We start from the raw sequence: 26,850 nt of genomic DNA, 5'->3' as shown, positions 1-26,850 counted from the left end.
TTGCTTCGAGCGAGCTATTCAACTTTTCCTTCTGGAATCTTCACGCCCAGGTCCTCTTCCAATTTAGCGAAAGACTTTTCAATTGTATCTTTCAATAGTTTAGCTGAGGCTCTCATCGCTTCGTGTTCCGTCATCTCCAATGGAATACCAACAACCTGCTTAATGCCGTCAGCTCCCACAATGGCAGGAGTTCCGATATAAAGATCGTCAAATCCATATTCGCCATTCATATAACCGGAGACGGCGAGAATCGAGTTCTCATCCGATAGGATAGCTCGCGTAATTCGCGCCAACGCAGCGCCAATGCCGTAATAGGTTGCGCCTTTTGCCTCAATAATACGGTAAGCGGCTTGCTGCACGTTCTCGAAAGCTTCTTTGAGCGCAGCCGAAGACGTCTCTGGATTACGCATAATCCATTCGCTCAGCGCCATGCCACCCACATTAGCGTGTGACCACACAGGGAACTCTGAATCGCCATGCTCACCCATAATGTAGGCGTGAACGTTACGAGCGTCCACATCAAGCAGCTCTGCCAGCTCTTGGCGCAGACGAGCTGAATCCAGGGCAGTGCCCGAGCCGAGCACTCGGCTCGAGGGAAGTCCCGAGAAACGCCAGGTTGCGTAAGTTAGCACATCGACTGGATTGGTTGCTACAAGGAAAATGCCGTCAAAGCCCGATGCCATCACCTGGGAGATCATGTCGTGGAAGATGCGCAGGTTCTTATCAACAAGGTCGAGGCGGGTTTCGCCAGGCTTCTGGGCTGCCCCTGCCGCAATCACAACTAGACCAGCATCAGCACAGTCCTCGTAGGTAGCTGCGTAAATCTTCTTTGGAGAGGTGAATGAAAGAGCGTCGGCCAGATCCATTGCGTCGCCCTTTGCTTTCTCAACATTCATGTCGATGATGCCGAGTTCACGTCCGACTCCTAGCAAAGTCAGCGCATATGCATAGCTTGAGCCCACTGCCCCATCGCCGATGAGGATGATCTTCGAGTGCTTGGTAGTGATATGCGCAGTTTTGGTTTTCTTCGTAGCCACAGTTCTCCGATCGTTGTGCGGTTCTTTATCTACGAAGATTCTACCTGTTCAGCAATTATTCGTTGCCCTTTGTAGGTGGAATCACCTCATATTGCACATAAGGCCAGCCCAACGGCGCGCATATGGTGATCCGGCATGGCGCAAGGGAGTGGCGATCCGGAAAACCCGTGGGCCCCTGACAACCTCAACGTTTTAAACACAGCACACCTGGGCATGAGCACGAACCACCCCAGCAAAACCCGACGTTTTACATATAACGTACACACATATTCGGCAAAACCTGTGGGATCCGGCCGACCCCAACGTTTTTGGTGTGTTTTTGTGAACATCTCGATATTTGGTGGTGTCAGATGGTGAGTGCAATGTTTCTTTGTTGGTGAGAAGGGGTGTTGTGTTCATGGTTCGTTCGCATTCGGGTGTGGGTGAGCGGTTGTATGCGTTGGAGTTACTCGAGCGTGGGTATGGGGTTAAAGGAACTGCTCGGATGATGGCTAGGGCTGCTTCGAGTGTTCGTGTATGGGCGAGAATGTCTGGCATGGTTATTGATGTTGATCGCCGCACTCGTAAGAAGCGTGTTGTTGGTTATGTTGATAGTGCTCACCGGTTAAGGCATGGTCATGGTACTCGTCTTGATCTTGGAAATCGTCGTGTGATTAGTGTTTTACGTGCTCAGGGATGGTCTCAGGCTCGTATGGCGTCTTGTCTTGGTGTTCATCCGTTAACGATCTCGCCTGAGTTACGTCGTAATAGTGATCAGGCGGGGTATTTTCCTGCTTATGCCAGCGTTTAACTCATGAGCGTCGAGCGCGTCCGAAACGTTCTAAGCTTGGTCCGGGTATGCCATTGCGTGCTGTGGTTGTGTAGATGTTGAATATGCGTTACTCCCCACGTCAGATACAAAACCGGTTGCGGTTTCTTTATCCGTTAGATGAAGATAAGCACGTGAGTGGTGAAACTATTTATCAGGCTATCTATATTCAAGGTCGGGGAAGTTTGCGTCAGGAGTTAAGGGTTGATAAAGCTTTACGTTCAGGGAGAACGAAAAGGATAGCGGTCTCGAAATTACCTGCTCGTAAGGATCGTCCTTGTCTTGATGGTCACCATATCTCGTCTCGTCCTGCCCAGGCTGGTGATCGGGCTGTTCCTGGTCATTGGGAAGGAGATCTCGTGATCGGTAAGAATCATAAAAGTGCTCTGATCACGCTTGTTGAGCGAACGACTCGGTTCACGATGGTGCAGAAAGTCAAAGGATTTCATGACACGACAACGATTTGAGACCAGCTCATCGATATGATGCGTTCTGTTCCTGAGCAGTTGTGTAAGAGTCTGACCTGGGATCAAGGAGCTGAGATGGCTCAACATGCCCGTTTCACTCTCGCGAGTGGGTGTGAAGTATATTTTTGTGATCCTCATTCTCCCTGGCAGCGTGATAGTAACGAGAACACCAACGGTCTGATACGCGATTTCTATCCTAAAGAAACAGACTTCCGTACCATCTCCGACGAAGACATCGCACACATGCAACACCTACTCAATATCAGACCACGACAAACCCTGAACTGGTACACACCAGCAGAAGCCCTCAACATTACACTCACCACTTGACACCACCATATGTGCAGATGTTGCGAAAACCGCTCCAAAATATTGGAATCCGCAAGATCGAACCCTTCATAGCCCCGCCATACACGCCACGCTTCGACACCACGCACGGCGGTGAGCAGGCCAATCGCATGCCAATACACACGCCAAGCAGATCACCCCCAACGCTCCAACACGCACGCCAAGCACACCATCCCCAGCCCGCCCACACGCAGGACAAACACCCACACATTCCGGCCTTTGACCTTTAACCTCACATATGTCAGCCTCCACACCCGCCGCATACAAAAGTGGCTCGTCCCAACGGGACGAGCCACCCAAGTTTGTAACCGAATAATCGGCTTTACACTGATCAGCGTCACGCGCGAGCCACCCAAGCAACTTCGCAAGCCACCTGAATCACTTCGCAAACCGCCTAAGCGACTTCACTAACCGCCTAAGCACCTTACGAATCGCATAACCAGCGCTTCGAGTGCTGAATGATCAGCGCTTCGAGAACTGCGAAGCCTTGCGTGCCTTCTTGAGGCCGGCCTTCTTACGTTCTACGGAGCGAGCATCGCGAGTGAGGAAGCCAGCTTTCTTCAAAGCTGGGCGGTTTGCCTCACGGTCGATCTCGTTAAGCGCGCGGGAGATACCCAAGCGCAATGCACCAGCTTGACCCGATGGGCCGCCGCCGTTGATGCGAGCAACAACGTCAAAGCGTCCCTCAATGTCAAGAAGCACAAATGGGGAGTGCACGAGCTGCTGGTGCAGCTTGTTCGGGAAGTATTCTTCCAGCGTGCGGCCATTGATCTTCCATTCGCCGGTTCCAGGAATGAGACGGACGCGGGCAATGGCTTCCTTACGGCGACCAAGGCCTTGGCCCGGTGCGGTCAAGGATGCACCCTGACCAGTCTGCGGAGCTTCGCTCTCGCTAGTATACGAGCTCAGAGTCTCCTCGAGCTCTTCAGTTTCGACGGTGGTCTCAGCCACGGTTCTCCTTAAAATCTGTCCGGTTCATTCCGGATTACTGTGCGACCTGCTTGAGCTCGTAAACTTCCGGCTGCTGAGCAGCATGCGGATGCTCCGCACCACGGTAGATCTTGAGCTTGGAAAGCTGCTGACGTCCCAAAGTGTTCTTTGGAAGCATGCCAGCAACCGCCTTCTGCACAGCCCGCTCTGGGTTAACTGCAAGAAGTTCGGTGTAGGATGTTGCCTTCAAACCACCTGGGTATCCAGAGTGGTGGTAAGCAAATTTCTGCTCGCGCTTCGAGCCGGTCAACGCGACCTTGTCAGCGTTGATGATGATGACGAAATCGCCAGTATCCGCATGTGGAGCGAAATTCGGCTTATGCTTCCCACGGAGCAGGGTGGCAACCTGAGCTGCCAAACGGCCAAGAACGACGTCGGTAGCATCAATGATGTACCACTTCTTCTCTACGTCGCCGGGCTTCGGTGAATACGTGCGCACTTGCGTAGCCTTCGTTTCTTCATAGTGGACTTCTTATTAAGAATGCGCGAGGTTATGGCTTATAAATCAAACGCATCCTCAACCAGTCCAATGGTCAAGATATTTCATCGCTGTGCCATGAACGCGGCGAGTGGGATAGCGCCAACGCACAAGCTGCACAACATTACTCAACTCTAATCGCATTGACCCACAGCCGTCAAAGGGCAAGCATGCGCTGTGAGCCGATTCATTCCGTTAGTTTCAATTAGAGATCGCAGTCGTCACAGCCGTATCCACCCATGCCCTGTTCAGCACGCTCATACACGCCCTGTTCAGCACGCCCGTCCACACCTTGTTCAGCAAGCCCACCACCGTCTTGCACACCAGAGGATTCGCCACGGAATCTGCGCGCCGCCCGCGCTTGCGCTCCATATTCAGATTCAGCCGGATACCCCACGGCTTCTAGGGTGAGCGGGTGCGGCGGCGCCACAATCACATGGCTTGACCTACTTTTTTCTTCCAGACGACGCGCGGGAAAGTCCTCCCCTTGTGCGCCTCGCCCAACCTCGATGAGCGTCCCCATCAGCGTGCGCACTTGAGAATGGCAAAAGGCATCGGCACGCGCCAAGCCAAGCAAAACGCCGTCGTCTCCCCTACGAAAATCCAATTCCAACAGCGTACGCACGGTAGACGCCCCCTCGCGCGGCTTACAATACGAAAGGAAATCATGCTCTCCTAGCAGCGGCTGCGCAGCACGATTCATCGCATCAACGTCGAGCTGGTAATCCAGCCAGAGCACGTCCGTGCGACGCGGATCCCACAGCTCAACCCCATCGGCAATGCGATACGTATAAGAGCGCCACAGCGCCGAAAAACGCGCGTCAAACTCAGGCGAAACACGCGACACTTTGCGTAACACTACGTCACTATAGCCTCGCACTCCCGAGCAACCGTGCGAGAGCACCGCGTTGACGCGACGGCATAACACAACTTCCGGCGGCAGACTTGATCTGCCTTGCACACCCAGCCACAGCTCATAGGGCACGTCACAGTGCGCCACCTGCCCAGCGGCGTGCACACCGGCATCTGTACGGCCCGCCACAACGAGTTCTACGCTCGTACGCAGGACTTTTGCAAGCGCATTTTCCAGTTCACCTTGCACAGTACGCAAGCCCGACTGTTTAGCCCAACCGTGGAATTGAGCACCGTGGTAGCTTAAATCCAGCCTTAAGCGCACATTTTGCGATACTGTCGTCGTCATGGGAAAAGCATTGCACAGCCACGACGAACGATCAAAAAAGCCGCCGATACTCACGACGACGAACGACACGATTTTGGCTGCAAAAAGTTCTGATAGCGCTGGTGATATCCACACACTTTGTGTGGACTGTGGTGGCGGTGGAATCAAAACGACCGTCGTCAATAGCCAAGGGGAGACGACGACGCTTCCCGTGCGCACCGCCGTTGCCTACCCTTTCACCCCACAAGATCTCGTGGCAATTTTGCGTGAGCAGATCACGACGCTCGGAAACCCTGATTTTCAGCGCATTACAGTTGGACTTCCCGGCGTGATTCGCGCAGGAATTGTGGTCTTTACCCCTCATTACATTCGCGAGCGCGGGCCTCATTCGCGCGCCGACGCCAAGCTCGCGCAAGCGTGGAATGGCCTGGACGCCGAGGCCTTGTTCGTCAACGAGTTCGGCGTGCCAGCATTAGTTGTGAACGACGCCGAAGTGGCGGCTTGCGCTGTTATCCGCGGCTATGGTTGTGAGTTAGTACTCACGCTCGGCACTGGTTTGGGCTGTGCTTTCTTCGTCAACGGAACGCTTGTGCCGCATATTGAGATGTCGCATGCACCTTTCCTCGGTTCCACGTTCGACGAGGTGTTAGGTGAGCATGCGCGGGAATTTCTCAGCGATGAGCAGTGGTCTGACCGCGTTTACGATGCTGTTATGGCACTTTGGCCGGTTTTCCGGTGGGAGCGGGCGTATATTGGTGGCGGCAACGCTGCGCGTATCACCGCTGAGGTGCGCGAGAAGCTGAACGTCTCGAAAAACGAGATTTTCGGACCTCCGGCACAAACTGTGGCTTTCATCGACAATTCTGCTGGTCTTATGGGCGGAAATGCCGCTTGGGAGCTTCTCACTCCCTCCTCAGAAATCTCAAGCGTCTCATAATCCGTATAAAAAACGTCCGCGATTCAATACAGACAAGAAATCGTTGGCGGCAATTACTAGGGTATTTTTGTGACTTTAATGAAACACAGCCCAGTAACTGAAGTTCCCCTTCTCTCCCAAGGTAAGGTCCGCGACCTTTATGACTTAGATGAGAATCTGCTAATCGTCGTGACGGATCGTGTTTCCGCTTTCGACGTCGTCTTTGAAGAGACCATCCCGGACAAGGGAGGCATCCTCAACAGCATTTCCGCATTCTGGTTCAAGAAACTGGAACACATTATTCCTAACCACATGATCTCGGTTGACCCGGCCGACTACCCTGAGCCATTTTCCAATTACACTCAGGATCTCGCTCGCCGCTCAATGCTCGTGCGCAAGCTCGAGATGGTCAACGCAGAGTGCATCGTCCGTGGATACCTTGAAGGTTCCGCGCTGAAGTCCTACCAAAAAGACGGCACCATCAATGGCATGAAAATGCCAGCCGGTCTCAAACAAGGCGACGCCTTGCCAGAACCGATTTTCACGCCGTCCACCAAAGAAGAAAACGGCCACGACATCAATATTTCCGTAGCTGAGCTGCGCAACGTCGTCGGCACCGAAACTGCCGAAGCGCTCGAATCTGCATCACTGCAGCTCTTTACTGAAGCTTCGAATTACGCACGCGAGCGCGGCATTCTGCTTGCAGATACCAAGTTCGAATTCGGTTATCTCGACGGCGTTCTCACACTTGGCGACGAAGCGTTCACTCCCGATTCGTCCCGTTTCTGGGCAGCAGAAAGCTGGGAGCCAGGACACGCACAGGCAAGCTTTGACAAGCAGTTCCTGCGCGAGTGGCTCGAGACTCTCGACTGGGATAAGACTCCGCCAGCCCCTGCCTTGCCACAAGACGTGATCGACAATACCGCTGCACGTTACCGTGACGCATACGAGCGTCTCACCGGCACACCGTGGAACGCTTAATTTTCTGACCGCCTGCCCGTTTTAGCAGGCGGTCAGTCATTGCGTTCCGCCATCCCGGCCAATCGCAGCGGTGACCCACCCACGATCTCACGTCGTATCCCTCGCCCGCTGCGCGAACATCAATAAGCCTGTGCACGAACACCAACGAACTTGCGCACGAATATCAACGATCTGTGCAAGAAAATCAGCTAAGGAGTCATCATGACCGCAAAAGTTGCAATTATCATGGGATCTCGCTCCGATCTCGAAGCAATGAATGAAGCTCGCAACGTGCTTGAAGAATTCGGTATCGAATATGAGATGCGCGCTCTGTCTGCGCATCGCACTCCGGCCGCCGTCGAAGAATTTATTTCGGGCCTCGCCGACCGTGGGTTTGCCGCCGTTATCGCAGGTGCAGGCGGCGCTGCACACCTTGCCGGCGTTTGCGCTTCCCACACGCACCTGCCAGTATTCGGCGTGCCCATGCGCACTTCCCTCGCAGGTGGTTTAGATTCCCTGCTTTCGACTGTGCAGATGCCACGCGGCATTCCAGTTGCCACCACTGCAACTGGCGGAACCGGAGCATATAACGCCGCTTTGCTCGCGGTATCCGTCATTGCGCTCTCCGATCCTGCCATCAACCAGGCATACCAGGAATTCCGCGCAAACCAGACGCAGAAGGTGCTCGATCAGTCGGTCATCACCGACTAATTCCCCCTCTGCCTCAAAACGCGTTTTCCGAGCTAACCGCTCGAAACACCTCATAACCTGCGGCTTAGAATCTGCGCGATCGCGCACTCACACATGAAGGAATTATTTTATGGATAAGCGTTTGTTGATCCGCAGAAAGCCGAATTTTCGGGCTGAAGAACGCGCGCTCACGCACACATTGAACACTCTTAGTGGCGTGAGCGTGCGTGACCTCGCCGTTTACAACGTCTACGACGTCTTCAACGCCACCGCAGCTGAGATCGACAAGCTCACAGCATCTGTGTTGCGCGATCCACGGGTGGACGACGTCGTTCCCACCGAATCTCTTGCAGAACTGTTGTGCCGCCCTCACCTTGGCGTCCAGTTCCTACCGGGCCAATACGATCAGCGCGCAGACGCTGCAATCCAAGCTTTGGGGCTGGTTTCACCAGGCACACAGGCACAGATTTTTTCCGCTCACCTCTACGTTTTCAATGAGGATTTGAGCAGCGAAGCTCTCGAAACAATCACTGCACACCTGATCAACCCAGTTGAAGCAGGCAAAAAGAAGTTCGACGAGCTTGCGCTCCCGCCAGTTTCTCAGGTCAAGCCTTTGACCGAGTTCCCAGATTTCCTCGAACTCAACGCTGAGCAACTCGAGGATCTGCGACTTCGCCGCTCAATGGCGATGTCTTTTGAAGATCTCGCCCTCATTCAGGAGCACTTCCGCACTGAGCAGCGCGTACCTACCGAAGTTGAACTCGCAGCTCTCGATACCTACTGGTCTGACCACTGCCGTCACACCACTTTCGGCACCGAACTCATCGAAATCCGCAATGATTCAGCTCGCTTTGCCGCCAATTTTGACCGCCTCCTCCAGCGTTGGGACGAACTGCGCGGACGTTGTGGGCGCGAAAGCAAGCCGCACACTCTCATGGATCTGGGCACTATCGCAGCTCGCGATATGCGCCGGCGCGGCGATCTTGACTCCCAAGAGGTTTCCGAAGAGATCAACGCTTGTTCGGTATTCGTCGATGTGAAAACGGCGCATGGCAAAGAGCCATGGCTGCTCATGTTCAAAAACGAAACCCACAATCACCCAACCGAAATCGAGCCAAATGGCGGCGCAAGCACGTGTCTCGGTGGTGCCATTCGCGATCCACTATCGGGACGTTCTTGGGTTTACCAGGCGCTTCGCCTTTCTGGTGCTGGCGACATCACCACAGCTCGTGAGCACACCCTTGACGGCAAGCTCCCTCAGCGCGATATTTCCACCCGCGCCACCGCTGGCTATTCCTCTTATGGCAATCAGATCGGCCTAGCTACAACACATGTGCGCGAGTACGTTCACCCTGGCTACGTGGCAAAACGTATGGAGCTCGGTGCTGTTGTGGCAGCCGCGCCAGTTGAAAACGTGCGCCGCGAAGAACCTCGCCCGGGCGACGTAGTCGTGATCCTCGGCGGACGTACCGGCCGCGACGGCATCGGTGGAGCAACAGGCTCTTCGAAAGCTCACGATGAAGAGTCGCTTGAGACTTCCGGCGCCGAGGTACAGAAGGGAAATCCGGTCAATGAGCGCAAGATTCAGCGCTTGTTCCGCCGCGCCGACGTTGCGAAGCTGATCCGCCGCTGCAATGATTTTGGCGCTGGTGGCGTGGCTGTGGCAGTGGGCGAATTGGCCGATAGCCTCGATATTCATCTTGACCGCGTGCCGTTGAAGTACGCGGGTTTGAATCCGCTGGAGATCGCTATTTCTGAGTCTCAAGAGCGCATGGCCGTCGTGGTCGATGCCGCCGATGCACAGGCCTTTATCGCAGCCGCCGAGCAGGAGAATCTAGAGGCTGTGACGCTCGCGGAAGTCACTGATACTGGCCGGCTGCGCATGTATTTTGGCGAGGAGAAAGTGCTCGATCTTTCGCGCGAGTTCCTCAATACCAACGGCGCCCATCGCACCCAGAAAGTTGTGTTGTGTGATCCGAAGCCTGTTGAGGGCGACGACGCCGGTGCCAGCAGCTCCCAATCGGCCTGCGGTTGCGATTGTGCTTGCGCTGAGGCCCCACAGCTTGATCGTGAGACTGTGTTGGAGGTATTGCGCCAGCTCAATATCGGCTCCCAGGAAGGGATGGTTGAGCAGTTCGATTCTAGTATCGGCCGTTCCACAGTGCTGATGCCTTACGGCGGTGCCACCCAAAAATCGGCCGAAGACGTTTCAGTGCAAACACTTCCGGTACCTGGAGGAACATCAACAGCTTCGATCATGGCAGCAGGCTATTCGCCTGAATTGGCTGACGACTCCCCGTATTTGATGGGTGCATATTCTGTAGTTGAAGCCCTAGCACGCCTCGCAGCTGCGGGTGCTGACGTCACCGAAGCCTGGCTGACCGTGCAAGAGTACTTCCAACGCCCCACCACACCTGAGGTCTGGGGTGTGCCGGTGCAGGCATTGCTTGGCCTACTGGAAGCGCAAGACGAGTTCAACGTAGGCGCAATCGGCGGCAAAGATTCGATGTCCGGTTCTTACTCGGACGAACTCCACGTACCACCTACCCTCGTGAGCTTCGCCGTTGCAGTGACCGACGCCGAGGACGTACTCAGTGCCACGCTCCCAGCTCAAGAACTTGACCTCTACCTATTGCAGCACGATGCCTGCGCAGATGGATCGCCGAACTACCCGCAGTTGCGCGCTCATTTCGCAGCGCTCCGTTCGTGGAACACCCTCGGATTGATCCGCAGCGCCCGCGCAACTACCTCTGGTGGAACTTTGGCAGCGCTGGTTAAGTCGGCGCTTGGCAATAACGTCGGTATTGAACTTGATGCGGACGCACTTGCCCAGCATAACCTCCTCGATACCGCGCTCGGCAGCATCGTTATTGCTGTGCCACGCGGCACCACATTGCCCGACGCCGGAAACGATGTCACGCTCGCATTCATCGGAACGACAAACACCGGCGTCGCAGGAATAAAACTAGGCGATGAGCTGGTCGAATACACCCAAGCACAAGATGCGCTCGAAAGTGGATACCGGCAAGTGTTCCCGATCAATGCGCACAAGGCCGCAGAGTTGCCCGCATTTGCTCGCGAGCTGAAGGCACACGAGGTTGAGAAAACTGCTGCTGGCGGCACGCAAGAGGCGCTCACACCGCAGCGCCCGGTTCACGTGCTCTTGCCGGTTTTCCCAGGTACGAACTCTGAATATGACACCGCAGAAGCTTTCGAAGCAGCTGGTGCTACCACTGAGTTCCATGTGATCAGGAATATCACCTCTGACCTGCTGTTGCAGGACACCGCGAGCTTCATCGACAAGCTTCGTCACGCCGACATTTTGGCTATTTCGGGCGGCTTCTCGCTCGGAGACGAACCTGACGGCTCTGCCAAGTTCATTGCTAACTTCTTGACCAGCCCAGATGTGGCCGCTGCTGTGAAAGATTTTGTAGCTCGCGACTGCCTCGTGCTGGGAATTTGTAACGGTTTCCAAGCGTTGGTGAAGTCGGGCTTCCTGCCCTATGGCGACCCCGCTCAGCTCACTGAATCCTCACCTACTTTGACTCACAACGCCCAGCTGCGGCACGTATCGCGCATTGCAACCACCCGCGTGAGCACGGTTAAGTCGCCGTGGCTGGCAAGCTTTGAGCTTGGCGATTTGCACCGTATTCCGGTTTCGCACGGAGAGGGGCGATTTGCGGTAGACGAGACGACGGCGCGCGAGCTGTTCGCTGCAGGTCAAGTTGCGTTCCAATACGTTGATGCCGACGAAGTGCCGACGGCGTGCGCTCCAGCTAACCCCAACGGCTCAGCTTACGCCATCGAGGGTATCATTTCCCCTGATGGCCGTATCCTTGGAAAGATGGGACACCCCGAGCGCTTCCGCCCAGGTCTGATGAAAAACATCCCTAATATCGCCATCCAAGACATTTTTGGCAATGCAGTGCGCTACTGCGCAGGCCGTGCGCGTCAAAACGAAAACCTCAACTAAATCACGACGGAGGAAAATACAGTGGAAGAAAACAAGGAACACACTCCACAGGTTGCCGCAGCTGCAGCTTATGCTGCCGCAGGGGTTGATCTCGAACGTGGTTATGAGGTAGTTCGCCGCATTCGATCAGATGTAGCTGCGACCAAAACACCAGGGGTCATGGGTGGAATCGGTGGATTCGGCGGCATGTTTGACCTCAGCTCGCGCGGTTATCGCGAACCTGTGCTCGTATCAGGAACCGACGGCGTGGGCACCAAGCTCTTTCTCGCATTCCAAACTGGAATCCACAATACAATCGGTATCGACGCCGTCGCCATGTGCGTCAATGATGTGGTAGTGCAAGGTGCGCAACCGCTGTTCTTCCTTGACTACCTGGCGATTCCGAAAGCAGATCCACAGATCGTGGCCGATATCGTGCACGGTGTAGCTGTGGCCTGCCAAGAAACGGACTGCGCGCTCGTCGGGGGCGAGACGGCCGAAATGAATGATCTGTATGAACCCGACACCTACGATATTGCAGGTTTTTGTGTTGCGGCTGTTGAGAAATCGCAGATCATCACGGGTGAGAAAGTAAAACCAGGCGACGTACTGCTCGGCTTGGCTTCGTCTGGTCCACATTCGAACGGTTACTCGCTGCTGCGTAAAATCTTCTTCACCGATCACGAATACACTGTTGATTCCCAGCTTGATGGGCTGATCAAGCCACTTGGCGAAGAGCTGCTAACTCCCACCAAGCTGTATGTGCGCCCGGTAATGCACCTGCTCAAGACGGTGCAGCCACATGGCATGGCCAATATTACTGGTGGCGGCTTTTTTGAAAATATTCCACGAATGAACGGCGATCTGGGTTACGAAATCACGCGCGACACCTGGCCTAGCTTGCCGATTTTCGACGTCGTGGCCCAACTTGGCGAGCTTTCGGAAACGGAACTGTTCAACGTATTCAATATGGGCATTGGATTCGTGATCGCTCTCGATCCAAACGACGTGCAGGCAGCACAACGTGCACTGAACGAGGCCGGAGAAGAATCCTACGTCATTGGTAAGGTTACCGAGTCTGGCGGAGTTAAGCTGGTATGACGGCGGGTAATCAGCTACAGCCGGCTGGTCGCGCTATCGCGCTGGGCGTATTCGCCTCAGGTAAAGGCACAAACTTTCGGGCAATCTGCCAAGCTGCACGCAACCAGCAGCTCGGCGCTGCGCAGCCAGTGGTTCTGATTTGTGATCGCGATTGTGAAGCAATTGCGGTTGCGGAAGAATTTGGCGTGCCGGCCATACTGATCCAACCTCGGGATTTTCCCAATGCGCAGGCATGGGAAGAAGCCCTGATCAGCGAGCTATACGTGCACGGGGTTGAGCTCATTGCATTAGCTGGCTTTATGCGGCTACTCGGCGCAAAGTTCCTGGAAGTCTTTGAGCGGCGAGTGCTCAATATTCACCCCTCGCTATTACCCAATTACCCCGGTTTGAATGCTATCGCTCGCGCGTATTGCGATGGTGTAGATTCGGGCGTAACAATCCATTGGGTTGATGTGGGTATGGATACTGGCGAAGTGATTGCGCAGCAGGTAGTGCCAATCAACGGAGCATCTTTACGTGATTTTGAATCGGAAATCCACCGTATCGAACACACGCTGTACCCGCGCGTCGTCGCCCAAATCGCAGCGAACATGCTGAATGAAAGCAACGCAAGCAACCGATAACCAGAAAACGACGTGATGACTGAACGTCCGCCTATACCCCACCTGTAACCCGCCTATAACCCACTTGTATCCCACCAAGTCCATTCATAACCCGACAAATTCACTCAATCCGATCCTGTGAAACCCAACCGAAGAAAGACGCACAAAATGAAGATTATGATCGTTGGCGGCGGCGGCCGCGAAATGGCACTAGTTGAGGCAGTTGCTCGCTTCCACGAAGTGGTGTCGGCCGGCGGCTCTGATGCGATTGCGGAAATCGCTTCCCACGCTTTTCCTTTGCTCAGCTGGGACGAACTAGCCGACGAAGCCGTCCGCCTCGGCGTTGACCTCACGATCATTGGGCCCGAAGCACCACTGGCAGGCGGGATTGTGGATGTGTTCCAAGCGCGTGGTCTGCCGATCTTCGGCCCAACCCAAGCTGCGGCTCAAATCGAAAGCTCAAAGGCGTTTGCCAAGGAAATCATGACCGCAGCCGGCGTTCCGACTGCCGCTTACCGGGTATTTACTGATTCGCAGGCGGCACGAGAATACCTGGCAGCGGCGTCGTTCCCACAGGTTTTGAAAGAAAATGGTCTGCGTGCAGGCAAAGGAGTGACTATCTGCAAAACGCTCGAAGAAGCTGACGCCGTGTTGCGAGAGATTGAACTTGATCACGAGAATCCCCTGCTCATTGAGGATTTTTTAGAGGGCTTCGAATTTTCACTGATCGTGATGGCCAATGGCACGAATTTTGTGGCTCTTCCGGTTGCCCAGGATCACAAGCCGATCGGTGAGGGAAATATCGGGGCAAATACAGGTGGCATGGGCGCTATTTCCCCAGTTCCTCGCGTTACTCAGGCAATTTACGACGAAGCAGTAGAGCGCGTTATCGTGCCCACGTTGGCACAGATGGCGGCAAACGGTACGCCATTTACTGGCTTCTTGTATGCAGGTCTGATTCAGACGGCGGCAGGGGTGCGGGTGATTGAGTTCAATGCACGCCTGGGCGACCCTGAGTGCGAGGTCATTTTGCCACGGATTGAAAACGATCTCGCTGGAGCAATCCTCGATTTGCTTGCAGGTAACACTCCACACGTGGAAGTGAGCGAGGAGTTTTGCCTTGGAATCGTGCTCAGTTCGCCGGGTTATCCTGGCGCGATCTCCGAGTTTCCACAGATTCCCAGCAGCTTGCTTGCAGCCGTGGACGCACATCCACAAGCTGGTCTTACGCATATGGGCACGCGTTGTGAGCAAGGCGCTTGGATCGCTACAGGCGGACGCGTGGCGATTGTGACGATGAAAGGCAGCAATATCGATCAATGCCGAGCAGAGCTGCTAAAACTCATCAGTGATGGCTTGGGCGATTCGGCGCTATACTGGCGCCGCGACATCGGCGCTTTCGCCAGCTGAACTGATTTTCCCTTTTGAGTCCCTCCCGCCCGACACCTGAGTTAAGGAACGGCACTATAGGAATTAAGTCCCCACACGTGGGGCCTTTCCTTATATTTGCGCCATTTGTGTCAATATTTCGCAAATTTGACGCATATCCTATTGGATATTTTATTGACGCAGTGTCAATAAAATTCCTAGATTATTAATGAACAGGAGTGTGATGGCATGGTTATGCAAAAACGCGGCGTTGCGAGCCGAGCCGATATTATCAGTGCTGCCCGCGCCGAAATCATGGACGTAGGCTTTGAGAAAATGTCGATAACGTCCATTGGCGCACGCACAGGAGGGTCTCGCTCGCTGTTCTACCACTACTTCAAGAACAAAGACGAAGTTGCGACCGCCGTCTTAGACGATGTGATCGACGAATTTTTAGCGAAACTTACCGAATGGAACGACGCACGCGAGCCGGGAGACATCTCACGCGCACTTGACGAGGCGATAGAACTCATGCGCTCCATTATCAACGACGACGGCCCTTTCCATCACCAGCTAGTTTCCGGCCCGAACGCCTCACTGTACATGGCGTTCACAGATCGTACCGCTCGTAAAGTAGCAGATTACATCTCCCGAACCACCGTGCGCGACTTCGCAGATAAGCATCCTGTTGAAATCGAATACGTGCCCGAAACGTTCTACATGCTGGTCGTAGGGCTGGTATCGCTGATTCGCTCAAATCCCAGCATTTCGAATCGCGCTATCAAGCAGATTGCGGGGCAGACTCTTCACCTCGACAAATACCTATAAAGCAGACCTAAGCAGCAAAGCCGGTCAAGACAGCAAACAGAGCGAACACGCCACACCACCTCAAATCGTTCAACTTTAGTCATTCACTCCACGTACAAGAAAGGTAGACCGATGTTGTTCAACGTTTATGGAGACGCCGCAGCCTATCAGTGGCTCGGCTGGATCCTCGTATTTTGTTCATTGATCGGCGCAAATGAAATCGCTCGCCGCTCAAAAGCTGGTGGCATCTTCTGTTTCCTCGTTATTCCAGCAGCGTTGTCTATTTACTTTATTGCGATCTACGTTGGCGCAGCTGCCGGCGCGGATTGGGCACTCAACAACCCAACGTACGTGCACATGAACAGCTGGTTCCATTACGCCAAGCTCTATGCGGCGACGGCGGGCTGCATCGGTTTCATGATGCTCAAGTACAAGTGGGGCTCAATCGGCAAATCCGAATGGTTCAAAGTGTTCCCGTTCGTGATTGTTGCAATCAATATCCTCATCGCCGTGGTGTCCGATTTTGAATCGGCAATTCGGGCATGGAACACCACCTGGGTATCGTCGGAAGGTGTAACGCTATACGGTGGCTGGCATAACGTCTTTAACGGCCTTGCAGGAATCCTGAACATCTTTGTTATGACCGGCTGGTTCGGCATTTACGTAGGCAAGAAGAAGCAAGATATGATCTGGGCCGATATGACCTGGGTATTTATTATTTCCTACGATTTGTGGAACTTCTGCTACACCTACAACTGCCTGCCAACCCATGCGTTCTACTGCGGATTTGCCCTGCTACTTGCCCCAACGGTGGCCAATGCTTTCTGGAACAAGGGCGGCTGGATTCAAAACCGCGCTAACACTCTGGCACTATGGTGCATGTTTGCCCAAACCGTGCCAATGTTCCAAGATTACTCGGTGTTCTCGGTGGAATCCGTCAACAATCCAAATATCAATTTGACGGTATCGCTAATCGCATTTATCGCGAATGTGCTGGCTGTGGGATACGTTATCTACCGCGCACGCAAGCTCAAGGTCAACCCATATAAGCACGAAGTCTTCGTTGGTACACGAGACTTTGAGCAGGCAATGGCTCGCCGCGAAAGCGCTAAACGCATAGCAGCTTAGGAACCTATCAGAAGGTGCGGATCGATGTCACAGACGACGCGTCAGTTGCGTTGCATTACAGGCACCACGTCACAGACGACGGTCCGCACCTTTCTTTTGCGGAAACTCCCCTATTCGTTGTGCGCATGTCCATTCCACATCCGGCTCAAACGGCATCGTGCCGATGCGTGAGCATACCTCGTAGCCTGCGAAAGCACCGTCGTCACCTTCCAAAATAGACAAAGTAACTGCGCTTCCGTATTTGGTGCTGGGATAGCTTGCGCGCGTTGAATACTTTTCGCATTCGTGCAAAATAACACGCCAGGTCATTGCGCTAGAATCGACGAATCGTTCAATCGCGCATTCGACGCCGTCGTGATCAGGGAAAGTATCTTGGTAGTCGCCGATCCACAGATAAATGATGTTGCAGTTTTCGTCCAGATCAACGGTGATGCAGGGGAACTCGTCGAAATTTGCGGTCGGATACATGGGATTCACGCCTGGCACGAAGAAGTACAAGCCACTGCCATCAAACCACCATCTAAAAGCGAGTTTGCGTGTGTCTGGTTGTTGAGGCGTCTCGGTTTGATGAGGTAGCTCGGTTTGCTGCGGGACCTCGTTCTGGTGACCGGTCTCGGTTTGATGAGGTATTTCGTTCTGGTGAGACATTTCGTTGTTCGTCATGTTGTACTCCTCGTCGAATGCACTAGCGAATTGCTGTTCTGCCAATATTGTAACGGGTGGGCTGGGATCAATTGATCCCAGCCCACCCGTATAGGTATGTCACCAGCTAATTAAGCTAGATTCACTTGGCTTCGTCAGCTGCCTCGGTTTCCTCAGCAACTTCTTCTGCTGGAGCTTCGGCCTCAACAGCTTCTTCAGCTACTTCGGTCTCTTCAACAGCAGTTTCTTCAACCTTTGCTTCTTCTTCCTTAGCTGCAGCATGCTCGGCAACCTTCTCGGCTTCCTTCACAACTGCCTGCTTTGGCGAAACTGGCTCAAGTACGAGCGAGATCTCAGCCATTGGGGCGTTGTCACCGCGGCGGTTTGGAAGCTTCACGATGCGGGTGTAGCCGCCGTTGCGCTCAGCAAACTTTGGAGCAAGCTCTTCGAACAGGATGTAAGCGGTTTCGCGGTCGCGCAGCACCTTGAGAGCGAGACGACGGTTGTGGGTGTCGCCCTTCTTTGCCTTGGTGATGAGCTTTTCCATGTATGGGCGTACACGCTTTGCTTTAGCTTCGGTTGTTACAACGGATTCGTTGTGGATGAGCTGACGGCACATATTTGCAATGATTAGACGCTCATGCGCCGGGGAACCACCCAGGCGTGCACCCTTTGTGGGCTTAGGCATTGTTTCTCCTAGAAATTATTGTGCAGAACCTTAGCCCTGCAGATCGTCACTGAAAGTCATTGAGTAGTCGTCGCCGTATGCGGAAACGAAACCAGCTGGAGAATCCTTCAAACGCAGATCGAGCTTTGCAAGTTCGTCCTTGACGTCTTCGATCGACTTAGCGCCAAAGTTACGGATATCCAACAAGTCAGCTTCAGAGCGAAGTACCAGTTCACCGATGGTGTGGATTCCTTCACGCTGCAAGCAGTTCTGCGAACGTGCCGGCAGGTTGAGAATCGTAATTGGACGCTGCAGATCAGAGGACTGAGTCTCCTGAACTGGGGCTTCCTTAAGCTCAAGGCCTTCGACTTCTTCGTTGAGTTCAGTGCAAAGACCGAATAGCTCGACGAGCGTCTTACCAGCAGACGCGAATGCGTCGCGTGGAAGCATCGATGCCTTAGTTTCAACATCAACGATGAGCTTGTCGAAGTCGGTGCGCTGACCAACACGAGTTGCCTCAACCTTGTAGGAAACCTTCACAACCGGCGAGTAAATCGAATCAACCGGGATGCGTCCAATCTCGTACTCTGGCGAGTTGTTCTGTGCCGCAGAAACGTAACCACGTCCACGCTCAACAGTCAGATCAATCTCGATCTTGCCCTTTTCGTTCAAAGTGGCGATCACAAGATCTGGGTTGTGGATCTCTACCCCAGCAGGAGGCGTAATATCCGATGCGAGCACCTGCCCTGGACCTTGCTTGCGCAGGTACATGAGTACTGGCTCATCATGCTCAGAGGTTACAACCAAATCCTTGAGGTTAAGGATGATCTCCGCTACGTCTTCCTTGCATCCCTCGATGGTAGAGAACTCATGGAGCACACCATCAATGTGGATCGACGTAACAGCCGAACCTGGAATCGAAGAAAGCAATGTACGGCGAAGCGAGTTACCCAGCGTGTAACCAAATCCTGGCTCCAGCGGGTTTAGGGTAAAGCGAGAGCGAGTCTCGGAGACCTTTTCTTCGGTCAGCATTGGACGCTGTTCGATGATCACTGTGTTTTCCTTTCGCAGACGCCCACTATATGACGTCTATTTCCGTTTCCGAGCTGGCGTTCCCGCCAGCGGAATGGGTAACTACTACCCGAAATAGGTAACTACTACCCTGGAAGGGGCATAACACCCCAAAGCATCAAACGCGACGGCGCTTGGGTGGACGGCAACCGTTGTGAGCCTGTGGAGTCACATCAGAGATCGAGGTAACTTCCAGACCGGAAGCGGTCAGAGAACGGATTGCGGTTTCGCGACCAGATCCTGGACCCTTCACGAAAACGTCAACTTTCTTCATACCCTGATCCATTGCACGGCGAGCAGCGTTTTCAGCAGCGAGCTGCGCAGCGTACGGTGTGGACTTACGGGAGCCCTTGAAACCAACCATACCGGAAGAGCACGTTGCGATAACTTCGCCCTTTGGATCGGTGATGGAAACGATTGTGTTGTTGAAGGTCGACTTAATATGAGCCTGACCCGTTGTTACATTCTTGCGCACATTGCGGCGCGGGCGACGCGCCTGTGTCTTAGGTGGCATTCTAAATTTCTCCTGAAATAATCGTCGATTCGCACCCTACCGGGCGGAACTACTACTTCTTCTTCTTACCTGCAACGGTACGCTTTGGTCCCTTACGGGTACGTGCGTTCGTCTTGGTGCGCTGACCATGTACCGGCAGGCCACGACGGTGACGAAGACCTTGGTAGCAACCAATCTCGATCTTACGGCGAATATCAGCCTGAACTTCACGGCGGAGATCGCCTTCAACCTTGTAGTTCTCATCGATGTGGTTCTTGAGCTTGACCAAATCGTCTTCAGAGAGATCCTTCACGCGGGTATCTGGATTAACTCCAGTTGCGGCAAGAGTTTCATGCGCGCGCGTGCGGCCGATGCCAAAAATGTATGTAAGCGCAATTTCTACTCGCTTTTCGCGAGGCAAATCAACGCCAGATAGACGTGCCATTCTTATTGGCTCCTCATTGTCCATTCCGAAGGTGTGGAACACTGCAACCCCAGATAAGGGCCTCGGCCTTCGGACCGAGGGTTGCGCTGTGCGCTAGCAGTGCTAGTACATCTCCCCCGCCAAAACGAGGGATGCCAGAATTAACCCTGGCGCTGCTTGTGCCGCGGATTTGAGTCACAAATGACCATAACGCGACCGTGACGACGGATAATCTTGCAATGTTCGCAAATCCGCTTCACGCTTGGTTTGACCTTCATAGTGTCTTTCCTTTGCCGATTTCGAGAATCAGCAGATTGACTCGACGGGCTTACTTGTAGCGATAAACGATCCGACCACGACTTAAATCGTAGGGCGTGAGCTCTACGACGACGCGATCTTCTGGAAGGATCTTGATGTAGTGCTGACGCATCTTACCTGAGATATGAGCAAGCACTTGATGCCCATTCTCTAGTTCGACTTTAAACATCGCATTTGGGAGCGCCTCAAGGACGGTTCCCTCTACTTCGATGACGCCTTCTTTTTTCGCCATGTTACCCGCTTACTTTGCATTTTCTTACTTTGCCAGCTGGCATTCGCCAACCGGTAGGCACTTTGCAAAATATACAAAGCACCAACGATCAATTCTACGGTATCGATAGGCTTTTGGAAAAGGGGAAATAGCGTGCAGCTCGTCACGCAGTAGCGGAGCCTCCGAGAGTCGGGCTTCAGTGGCGCGTTCCAGCTCTAGTTACATACCCGAGTTCAGTCGCGCACCCTGCTCCTGTCGCGAACTAAGCTTAAGCCGCGAACCGAGTTCAGTTGCGTTCCGGTTTCAGTTGCGAACCGAGTTCAGTCGAGGGGGACGACGTCGATACCGTACCTTGCAAGCTCAGCCGCACCGCCGTCGTCGGCAGAAAGCACCCACACACCACCTGGATGCAAAGCAACTTGATGTTCCCAATGGCAGGCGTCCCCTCCATCGAGGGTAACGACGGTCCAACCGTCAGAAAGCGTGCGATACGCCTGGCTCTTTTGCGCGAGGATCGGCTCGATACACAACACCATTCCCGCTTTTAGCTTCGAGCCTTTGCGCGAAGTACGGAAATTGAGCACGTCCGGCTCCATATGCATTTTCGTGCCGATGCCATGCCCGATAAAGTCCTCCACAATATCTGGGCGAATGTCCGCATCAAGGCTGACGATATAATCATCAATCGCATTGCCAATATCAGACACGTATTTTCCGGTGGCCATCGCGGCGATCCCCCGCCACATGGCCTCTTTGGTGATTGCCGAAAGTTTCTCGCGACGCTCGCGCACGGCGTCGTCTCCACCTGGAAGAACGCGCGTGAAGCAGGCGTCTGCGTGCCAGCCGTTAAGCACAGCTCCACAGTCCATCGACACAATATCCCCTGCTTGGAGCACCTGCTCACCTGGAATCCCGTGCACTATCGTGTCGTTGACCGAAATGCAGGTTTGGCGAGGATAGTCGTAATAGCCGAAAAAGTTCGACTTTGCGCCGTGTGATTGCAGCACGTCACGAGCGATATCATCAAGTTCACCAGTGGTCATACCAGGTGCGATTGCGGCGTCGAGAGCCTTGTGAATACTGGCGACGACGAGCGCAGACTTGCGCATCTGCCGGATTTCATCGTCGGACTTCAGCTCGATTTTTGCGCTATTAAACATGACTCAGCCGAGGAATGACTCAAGTGCCGATACGAGGCGGTTGAGCACGTCGTCGATCGTGCCGGTGCCATCAACTGGCAGCAGAATGCCACGTTCGCGGTAGACGTCGGTGAGTGGCGCTGTAGCGGCGTGATATACCTCGATGCGGTGCCGGATTACCTCTTCGGTATCGTCAGCACGATCTTCGACCTGTGCGCGGTGCAGCAGGCGCCCCACGATTTCCTCATCAGGAATCGAGAGTTCAATGACTGCATCGAGTTTTTCTCCACGCTCATTGAGCATCGCGTCAAGGGCGTCAACTTGGTGGAGATTACGTGGGTATCCGTCGAGTAGGAAACCGGCCGCGACGTCGTCTTGACTCAAACGATCGCGCACGAGCGCGTCGGTCACTTCGTCCGGAACTAAGTTGCCGTTGTCGATATAAGAGGCTGCGAGTTTGCCAAGTTCAGTTTGCTCGGCAATATGCGAGCGGAAAATCGCACCAGTTGAAATATTAGGAATGTTGAGTTTTTCAGTAAGAACTTTTGCCTGGGTGCCCTTTCCCGCTCCGGGAGGACCAACCATAACAAAACGTGCTTTCATCGTAAGAAACCTTCATAGTGACGTTGCTGGAGCTGGGCGTCAATGTCTTTGACTGTCTGGAGACCCACACCAACGAGAATGATAATCGACGTTCCGCCAAAACCACCGGCCTGAATGCCCATCTGGTTGAACACGATGTGCGGAATCAACGCGATAATTGCCAGGTAAAGCGCGCCAACCCAGTTAATGCGGTTGATCACGTAACGCAAATAATCTGCAGTAGGCTGACCAGCGCGGATGCCTGGGATGAATCCACCGTAACGCTTCATATTGTCAGCGACTTCTTCAGGGTTGAACGTGATCGAGGTGTAGAAGAAAGCGAAGAACACGATCAACAGCGCGTATGCAGTCATATACCAAGGCGAAGTCCAGCTGAAATGCGCGTGCAGCCACTGCACCCACGAGGAACTCTGATCACCGAACTGGGAGATCATTTGTGGCAAGGAGAGAATCGAGGACGCAAAGATCACTGGAATAACGTTCGCCATATTGATCTTGAGTGGAATATAGGTGGAGGTACCGCCGTAGGTGCGGCGTCCGACCACGCGCTTTGCGTACTGCACTGGGATGCGTCGCTGCGACTGCTCAACGAATACCACCACAACCGTGATTGCCAGGAACATAATGACGACGATCGCCACGTCCATCAAGCCACCGGCCGACTTCGACACAGTTGCGAGCATTGCTGGGAAGTTTGCGGCAATGCCAGTGAAGATGAGTAGCGACATTCCATTGCCCACACCACGCTCAGTGATGATTTCGGCAAGCCACATGACTAGGCCGGTACCAGCGGTCATAGCAAGGATCGTGAGCAGCTTGACACCGATCGTAGCATTTGGAATCGGCTGTACGTTACAGCCAGCGAAAAGACCAGTGTTTGCTACCGACACAATCACTGAGGACTGCAAGACAGCAAGGAAGATCGTGAGGTAACGAGTGTACTCCGTCAACTTCGCTGTGCCAGACTGCCCCTCTTTGTGAAGCTCTTCGAAGCGAGGGATCACTACACGCATCAGCTGCACGATAATTGACGCCGTAATATAAGGCATGATTCCCAATGCGAACACCGACAGGTGCAGCATGCCGCCACCTGCAAACATGTTCATCATTGTGAGCAAATCAGCCGATCCAGCCTGATCCAAACATGTTTTCACGTTCTCATACGAGATAAATGGTGCAGGTACGTAAGTACCAAGGCGGTAAATCGCCATGATGAACATCGTCAACAGCAATTTGCGCCGCAGGTCTGGTGTACGGAACGCCGATCCAAGTGCTTTCAGCAAGAGATTTCCTCTCGGTCAGGCCAATTACTGGCTATTCGGTTTTGTGAGCCGAATGTCGGTGCGTGAGCATATACGCCAAGTAAACATTATACCTGTAATTGAGCAATTCTTTATACGCAATTTTGAGAGACTTACAACGCGTTTGGAGGTATTTTTAGCTAAAATCGGTCATTTGCGACTCAAAAATAGGGCGCTTTGAGTTTTTTACATGACCTAGGGCTTATAAGTGGCACGTTTTTCGAATGAGTTTGGTGTTGCATTTTGAGAGTTTGGACTGCTCGGTAGTGGCTGGGTAGCACTGTGGGATTGGAGGCCGATGTTTCGGCTCCAATCCCACAGTTTGTGTTTTGGGTGTTTAATGTGTGTTTGTCGATTACTCACCCAAGTTACATCCCCTTGCCCCTGGTAGCCACGCACGTTAGCACGGTTTCAGTGCCCGCGCATTATACGTGGCTACCAGGAGATCATAGGGAGCTTGTTTAGGCGTTTTTGCGGCGTGCCGTAACAGCTCCGACACCAGCAAGAGTGGCCATCATGGCAAGAATGCCCAGGCTGAGGCTGGCAGAACCAGTCTTAGCAAGACCACCAGCCACACCAGCACCACCGGCACTAGCATCGCCGAGTGCGATCGAGTCAGCAATCACTTCCAACTGACCTTGCTGCTGGACAAGATAACCACCAGCAGACACAGCCATCACATGATGTACACCAAGCTCAGCCGACGCTGGCACGGTAAAGGTAACTGTTGCCATTCCCTTTGCATCAATCGTCACGTTCTGAACCAGTCCAATAACGGAGGAGTGTAGTTCAAGCGATACCACTTCCCCAGCCTTGAAACCAGACAACGAAGCAGTCACCTGCTCACCACGATGAACACGGCTCTTATCAAGCGTCAACTGGTACGGGAAGGACCGTGAATCAAGCGGATCAGTACCCTCCGTAATCTCATCACCATCAGAAACCCCGTCACCATCAGTATCAGCCTTGTTTGGGTCAGTACCATGCGTAATCTCATCACCATCAGAAACCCCGTCACCGTCAGTGTCAGGCTTCAATGGATCAGTACCCTTAGCGATCTCATCACCATCGTTCAGGCCGTCACCGTCAGTGTCAGGCTTCAATGGATCGGTACCCTTAGCGATCTCATCACCATCGTTCAGGCCATCACCATCAGTATCAGGCTTCAATGGATCGGTACCCTTAGCGATCTCATCACCATCGTTCAGGCCATCACCATCAGTATCAGGCTTGAGCGGATCAGTACCCTTAGTGATCTCATCACCATCGTTCAGGCCATCACCATCAGTATCAGGCTTCAATGGATCGGTACCCTTAGCGATCTCATCACCATCGTTCAGGCCATCACCATCAGTATCAGGCTTGAGCGGATCAGTACCCTTAGCAATCTCATCACCATCAGAAACCCCGTCACCATCAGTGTCAGCCTTGTTCGGATCAGTACCCTTAGCAATCTCATCAAGATCAGACACACCGTCACCATCAGAATCGAGCAGGTTATACACGTAGTACACCTCAGTCATACCCGAATCAGGGAACGCTACCGTACCAGCAGCAGTACGAATACTTGCCTGTGGTTGGCCGATAGCTGTAGCAGCCTTCACCGCATCAGTCTCAACCTTGTAACCATTGATAGTCTTCGGGGCAACAGCCTGATCAGGAGAAGCCAGACCAGTGGCTGGATCAGGATTTGATGCCGGGTAACCATAGTAGGTGTCTGTCGTGTCAAGAGCCTGCCCGGTGTTATCTACATAGTGAACCTTGACAGCAGTTTGGTTAGTGACCTGAACACTGATCGGAGTATCCGAGATCGTGCCCGTTCCACTGTAGCCGCTACCTAGGTTGTGAAAAGTTTCGACAGTAGCGGATTCTTTCAATGCAGGATCAGAAAAGTTTACGACATACCCATTTCCAATCTTCGGAGAAATCAAGTCCAGCTGCTTGGCCAGAGCGAACGCGTCCGTCGTGTTCTGGTTAGGTGACGTAATGGTATCACCATCGGCCGGGCTTAGAACCGTATTGCCTTGAAGTGGACCATAGTTAGTCACATGCGTCCACGAACCATCGGTATTTTTGACCACACCGTACTCGCCTGGCTTCAGAAAAGCTTGCGCATCGGCAAACGTCATGTTTGGAGGAATTGTAACAGATTTACTCGCCGTGCTCGTTACGACCGCAATTTCACCCGTGATTGTATTGGACGAGTCAAACACAGCAAACGTATTAGCCGCTATCGGATTGCCTTCAGTCACTGAAAGGATTTGACTTCCCGGGTTAGCAGTATACCGTTGCATAATCACGACGTCTTGATTCGGATTCGTCACTGGTGTACCGTTCACTGCTGCTTCCAGTGCCCCAAATGACAACAGATAGTTGTCGATGAAAACGCCATTCGCACCAGTATAAGGCGTACCAGTTACGTAGTTGGATCGGTCAATTGACGGGGCGGAACCTGTGGAATAAGCAATCTTGTAGTTCGACGTGCCGATACTCAAGGTTGCTACACCAGTGCTGGAATAGTCGGTATATTGCGCGCCTGAAATTTCAGCAGTGAACTTAAGAACTCCGCCGCCACCAATGTTGGTCTTGGTCAAGAATAGGCACGTTCCCGATACTACGGCGGTGAAAATCGGATTCGTGGCAGGAATATTCGGCGAAACTTCACTAAAGAACAGGTCAAAGGCGGCCGAATCATCAGTCAAACAGGCCTTGACCGTATCGCCGGCCGCAATTTGACCGTAGTCAGTAATATTCACCGATAGCGTGTACTTGAGTGGATTCCAGTTACTAACTGGTGTTGTTTCATTATAAGTGATAGAGCCATCTTGAGAGGTGACTGAATCAATCGTCGCAGTGCCTTTTGCGTCGTTGATAAGATCGTAGGTCGTGGCTGCGTTTGCCACTGGGGAAATAGAGAACAGACCCGCAAAAACAACAGCAGTAGCAGATGCACCTGCTAAAAGCCTTTTACGAAGCCACCCTCCCCGTACTTTTCGTGTATTCATACACCCTCCAAATAGGAAAAGAAGAACCAGATTCCAAATAAATATAACGATTGGAATCATAGATAAATCTAACCAATAATTGAACATTTAGCTACTTATTTTATATGGCATCCCACATAGCAATCTCGCGGGTTATAGGACAAA

Annotated in this window: 25 protein-coding genes and 1 pseudogene; 11 read left to right on the top strand and 15 right to left on the bottom strand. The window is 53.3% G+C overall.

The genetic code is table 11. From position 1 onward, the window contains the following. Positions 1-14: 14 nt before the first annotated feature. Positions 15-1,037, bottom strand: coding sequence for an L-lactate dehydrogenase (locus tag JOD55_RS04080; RefSeq protein WP_338022192.1), 1,023 nt, complete (start codon positions 1,035-1,037; stop codon positions 15-17). Between the two features lie 397 nt (positions 1,038-1,434). On the opposite strand from JOD55_RS04080, the gene JOD55_RS09320 reads away from it, so the two are divergent. Both JOD55_RS09320 and JOD55_RS09090 read left to right on the top strand, forming a co-directional pair. Beyond that, positions 1,435-1,827, top strand: coding sequence for a helix-turn-helix domain-containing protein (locus JOD55_RS09320; RefSeq protein ID WP_204398809.1), 393 nt, complete (start codon positions 1,435-1,437; stop codon positions 1,825-1,827). A 74-nt stretch (positions 1,828-1,901) separates the two neighbouring features. Continuing rightward, a pseudogene (locus tag JOD55_RS09090) lies at positions 1,902-2,642 on the top strand (IS30 family transposase). A 480-nt stretch (positions 2,643-3,122) separates the two neighbouring features. On the opposite strand, the gene rpsI reads toward JOD55_RS09090, so the two are convergent. The 3 genes from rpsI to JOD55_RS04050 form a co-directional block, all read right to left on the bottom strand. Then, a complete protein-coding gene (gene rpsI / locus JOD55_RS04060) occupies positions 3,123-3,611 on the bottom strand; it encodes a 30S ribosomal protein S9 (RefSeq protein ID WP_204398806.1) in 489 nt (162 codons plus the stop codon). 34 nt (positions 3,612-3,645) lie between these two features. Beyond that, positions 3,646-4,089 carry a 50S ribosomal protein L13 gene (gene rplM / locus JOD55_RS04055; protein WP_204398805.1) on the bottom strand — a complete coding sequence of 148 codons (444 nt, stop codon included), beginning with the start codon at positions 4,087-4,089 and terminating at the stop codon, positions 3,646-3,648. Positions 4,090-4,333: 244 nt separating this feature from the next. Continuing rightward, the gene (locus JOD55_RS04050) at positions 4,334-5,329 is read right to left on the bottom strand and encodes a tRNA pseudouridine synthase A (RefSeq protein WP_204398804.1); all 996 of its coding nucleotides are present in this window, start codon (positions 5,327-5,329) and stop codon (positions 4,334-4,336) included. Between JOD55_RS04050 and JOD55_RS04045 the strand changes: the two genes are divergently transcribed. From JOD55_RS04045 to JOD55_RS04005, 9 genes are all read left to right on the top strand, one after another. Then, entirely contained in the window at positions 5,328-6,245 is a 918-nt protein-coding gene (locus JOD55_RS04045) for an ROK family protein (RefSeq protein WP_204398803.1), read from the top strand. The two genes, JOD55_RS04050 and JOD55_RS04045, sit on opposite strands and share 2 nt — an antisense overlap. Positions 6,246-6,323: 78 nt before the next feature. Next, positions 6,324-7,205, top strand: a complete 882-nt coding sequence (locus JOD55_RS04040; RefSeq protein WP_204399702.1) for a phosphoribosylaminoimidazolesuccinocarboxamide synthase — start codon at positions 6,324-6,326, stop codon at positions 7,203-7,205. Between the two features lie 201 nt (positions 7,206-7,406). Next, positions 7,407-7,895, top strand: a complete 489-nt coding sequence (purE, locus tag JOD55_RS04035; RefSeq protein ID WP_204398802.1) for a 5-(carboxyamino)imidazole ribonucleotide mutase — start codon at positions 7,407-7,409, stop codon at positions 7,893-7,895. 109 nt (positions 7,896-8,004) lie between these two features. Continuing rightward, on the top strand, positions 8,005-11,847 hold the full coding sequence (locus tag JOD55_RS04030; RefSeq protein WP_204398801.1) for a phosphoribosylformylglycinamidine synthase: 3,843 nt from the start codon (positions 8,005-8,007) through the stop codon (positions 11,845-11,847). Positions 11,848-11,868: 21 nt separating this feature from the next. Beyond that, the gene (purM, locus tag JOD55_RS04025) at positions 11,869-12,927 is read left to right on the top strand and encodes a phosphoribosylformylglycinamidine cyclo-ligase (protein ID WP_204398800.1); all 1,059 of its coding nucleotides are present in this window, start codon (positions 11,869-11,871) and stop codon (positions 12,925-12,927) included. Further along, complete coding sequence (purN, locus tag JOD55_RS04020) at positions 12,924-13,550, top strand: phosphoribosylglycinamide formyltransferase (RefSeq protein ID WP_204398799.1); 627 nt, start codon at positions 12,924-12,926, stop codon at positions 13,548-13,550. Before purM ends, purN begins: the two co-directional genes overlap by 4 nt. A gap of 147 nt (positions 13,551-13,697) precedes the next feature. After that, the gene (purD, locus tag JOD55_RS04015) at positions 13,698-14,939 is read left to right on the top strand and encodes a phosphoribosylamine--glycine ligase (RefSeq protein WP_204398798.1); all 1,242 of its coding nucleotides are present in this window, start codon (positions 13,698-13,700) and stop codon (positions 14,937-14,939) included. A 207-nt stretch (positions 14,940-15,146) separates the two neighbouring features. Further along, a complete protein-coding gene (locus tag JOD55_RS04010; RefSeq protein WP_204398797.1) occupies positions 15,147-15,725 on the top strand; it encodes a TetR/AcrR family transcriptional regulator in 579 nt (192 codons plus the stop codon). Positions 15,726-15,836: 111 nt separating this feature from the next. After that, positions 15,837-16,832, top strand: coding sequence for a DUF5692 family protein (locus JOD55_RS04005; protein ID WP_204398796.1), 996 nt, complete (start codon positions 15,837-15,839; stop codon positions 16,830-16,832). A gap of 69 nt (positions 16,833-16,901) precedes the next feature. Here JOD55_RS04005 and JOD55_RS04000 read toward each other — a convergent pair whose 3' ends face one another. The 11 genes from JOD55_RS04000 to JOD55_RS03950 form a co-directional block, all read right to left on the bottom strand. Next, on the bottom strand, positions 16,902-17,495 hold the full coding sequence (locus JOD55_RS04000; protein ID WP_131281001.1) for a hypothetical protein: 594 nt from the start codon (positions 17,493-17,495) through the stop codon (positions 16,902-16,904). Between the two features lie 121 nt (positions 17,496-17,616). Continuing rightward, the gene (gene rplQ, locus JOD55_RS03995; protein WP_204398795.1) at positions 17,617-18,162 is read right to left on the bottom strand and encodes a 50S ribosomal protein L17; all 546 of its coding nucleotides are present in this window, start codon (positions 18,160-18,162) and stop codon (positions 17,617-17,619) included. Positions 18,163-18,192: 30 nt separating this feature from the next. Continuing rightward, a complete protein-coding gene (locus tag JOD55_RS03990; protein WP_131281015.1) occupies positions 18,193-19,194 on the bottom strand; it encodes a DNA-directed RNA polymerase subunit alpha in 1,002 nt (333 codons plus the stop codon). A gap of 136 nt (positions 19,195-19,330) precedes the next feature. Then, positions 19,331-19,726, bottom strand: a complete 396-nt coding sequence (gene rpsK, locus JOD55_RS03985; RefSeq protein ID WP_124054078.1) for a 30S ribosomal protein S11 — start codon at positions 19,724-19,726, stop codon at positions 19,331-19,333. A 52-nt stretch (positions 19,727-19,778) separates the two neighbouring features. Beyond that, the gene (gene rpsM, locus JOD55_RS03980) at positions 19,779-20,150 is read right to left on the bottom strand and encodes a 30S ribosomal protein S13 (protein WP_131281017.1); all 372 of its coding nucleotides are present in this window, start codon (positions 20,148-20,150) and stop codon (positions 19,779-19,781) included. A 140-nt stretch (positions 20,151-20,290) separates the two neighbouring features. Then, positions 20,291-20,407 carry a 50S ribosomal protein L36 gene (gene rpmJ / locus JOD55_RS03975; RefSeq protein ID WP_131281020.1) on the bottom strand — a complete coding sequence of 39 codons (117 nt, stop codon included), beginning with the start codon at positions 20,405-20,407 and terminating at the stop codon, positions 20,291-20,293. 50 nt (positions 20,408-20,457) lie between these two features. Continuing rightward, entirely contained in the window at positions 20,458-20,679 is a 222-nt protein-coding gene (infA, locus tag JOD55_RS03970; protein ID WP_124054081.1) for a translation initiation factor IF-1, read from the bottom strand. A 299-nt stretch (positions 20,680-20,978) separates the two neighbouring features. Further along, positions 20,979-21,818 (bottom strand): type I methionyl aminopeptidase, encoded by an 840-nt coding sequence (gene map, locus JOD55_RS03965; RefSeq protein ID WP_204398794.1) that lies wholly within the window; start codon positions 21,816-21,818, stop codon positions 20,979-20,981. 3 nt (positions 21,819-21,821) lie between these two features. Continuing rightward, positions 21,822-22,400 (bottom strand): adenylate kinase, encoded by a 579-nt coding sequence (locus JOD55_RS03960; protein ID WP_204398793.1) that lies wholly within the window; start codon positions 22,398-22,400, stop codon positions 21,822-21,824. Further along, complete coding sequence (gene secY / locus JOD55_RS03955; protein ID WP_204398792.1) at positions 22,397-23,683, bottom strand: preprotein translocase subunit SecY; 1,287 nt, start codon at positions 23,681-23,683, stop codon at positions 22,397-22,399. The genes JOD55_RS03960 and secY overlap by 4 nt, the downstream gene beginning before the upstream one ends. Before the next feature lie 479 nt (positions 23,684-24,162). Continuing rightward, positions 24,163-26,706 (bottom strand): hypothetical protein, encoded by a 2,544-nt coding sequence (locus JOD55_RS03950; protein WP_204398791.1) that lies wholly within the window; start codon positions 26,704-26,706, stop codon positions 24,163-24,165. Between the last annotated feature and the right edge of the window lie 144 nt (positions 26,707-26,850).

The sequence above is a fragment of the Arcanobacterium pluranimalium genome (assembly GCF_016907845.1).
GTDB classification, from domain to species: Bacteria; Actinomycetota; Actinomycetes; order Actinomycetales; family Actinomycetaceae; genus Arcanobacterium_A; species Arcanobacterium_A pluranimalium.
The sequence above is the reverse complement of the archived record's forward strand: the minus strand, read 5'-3'. Positions and strand labels throughout refer to the sequence as shown.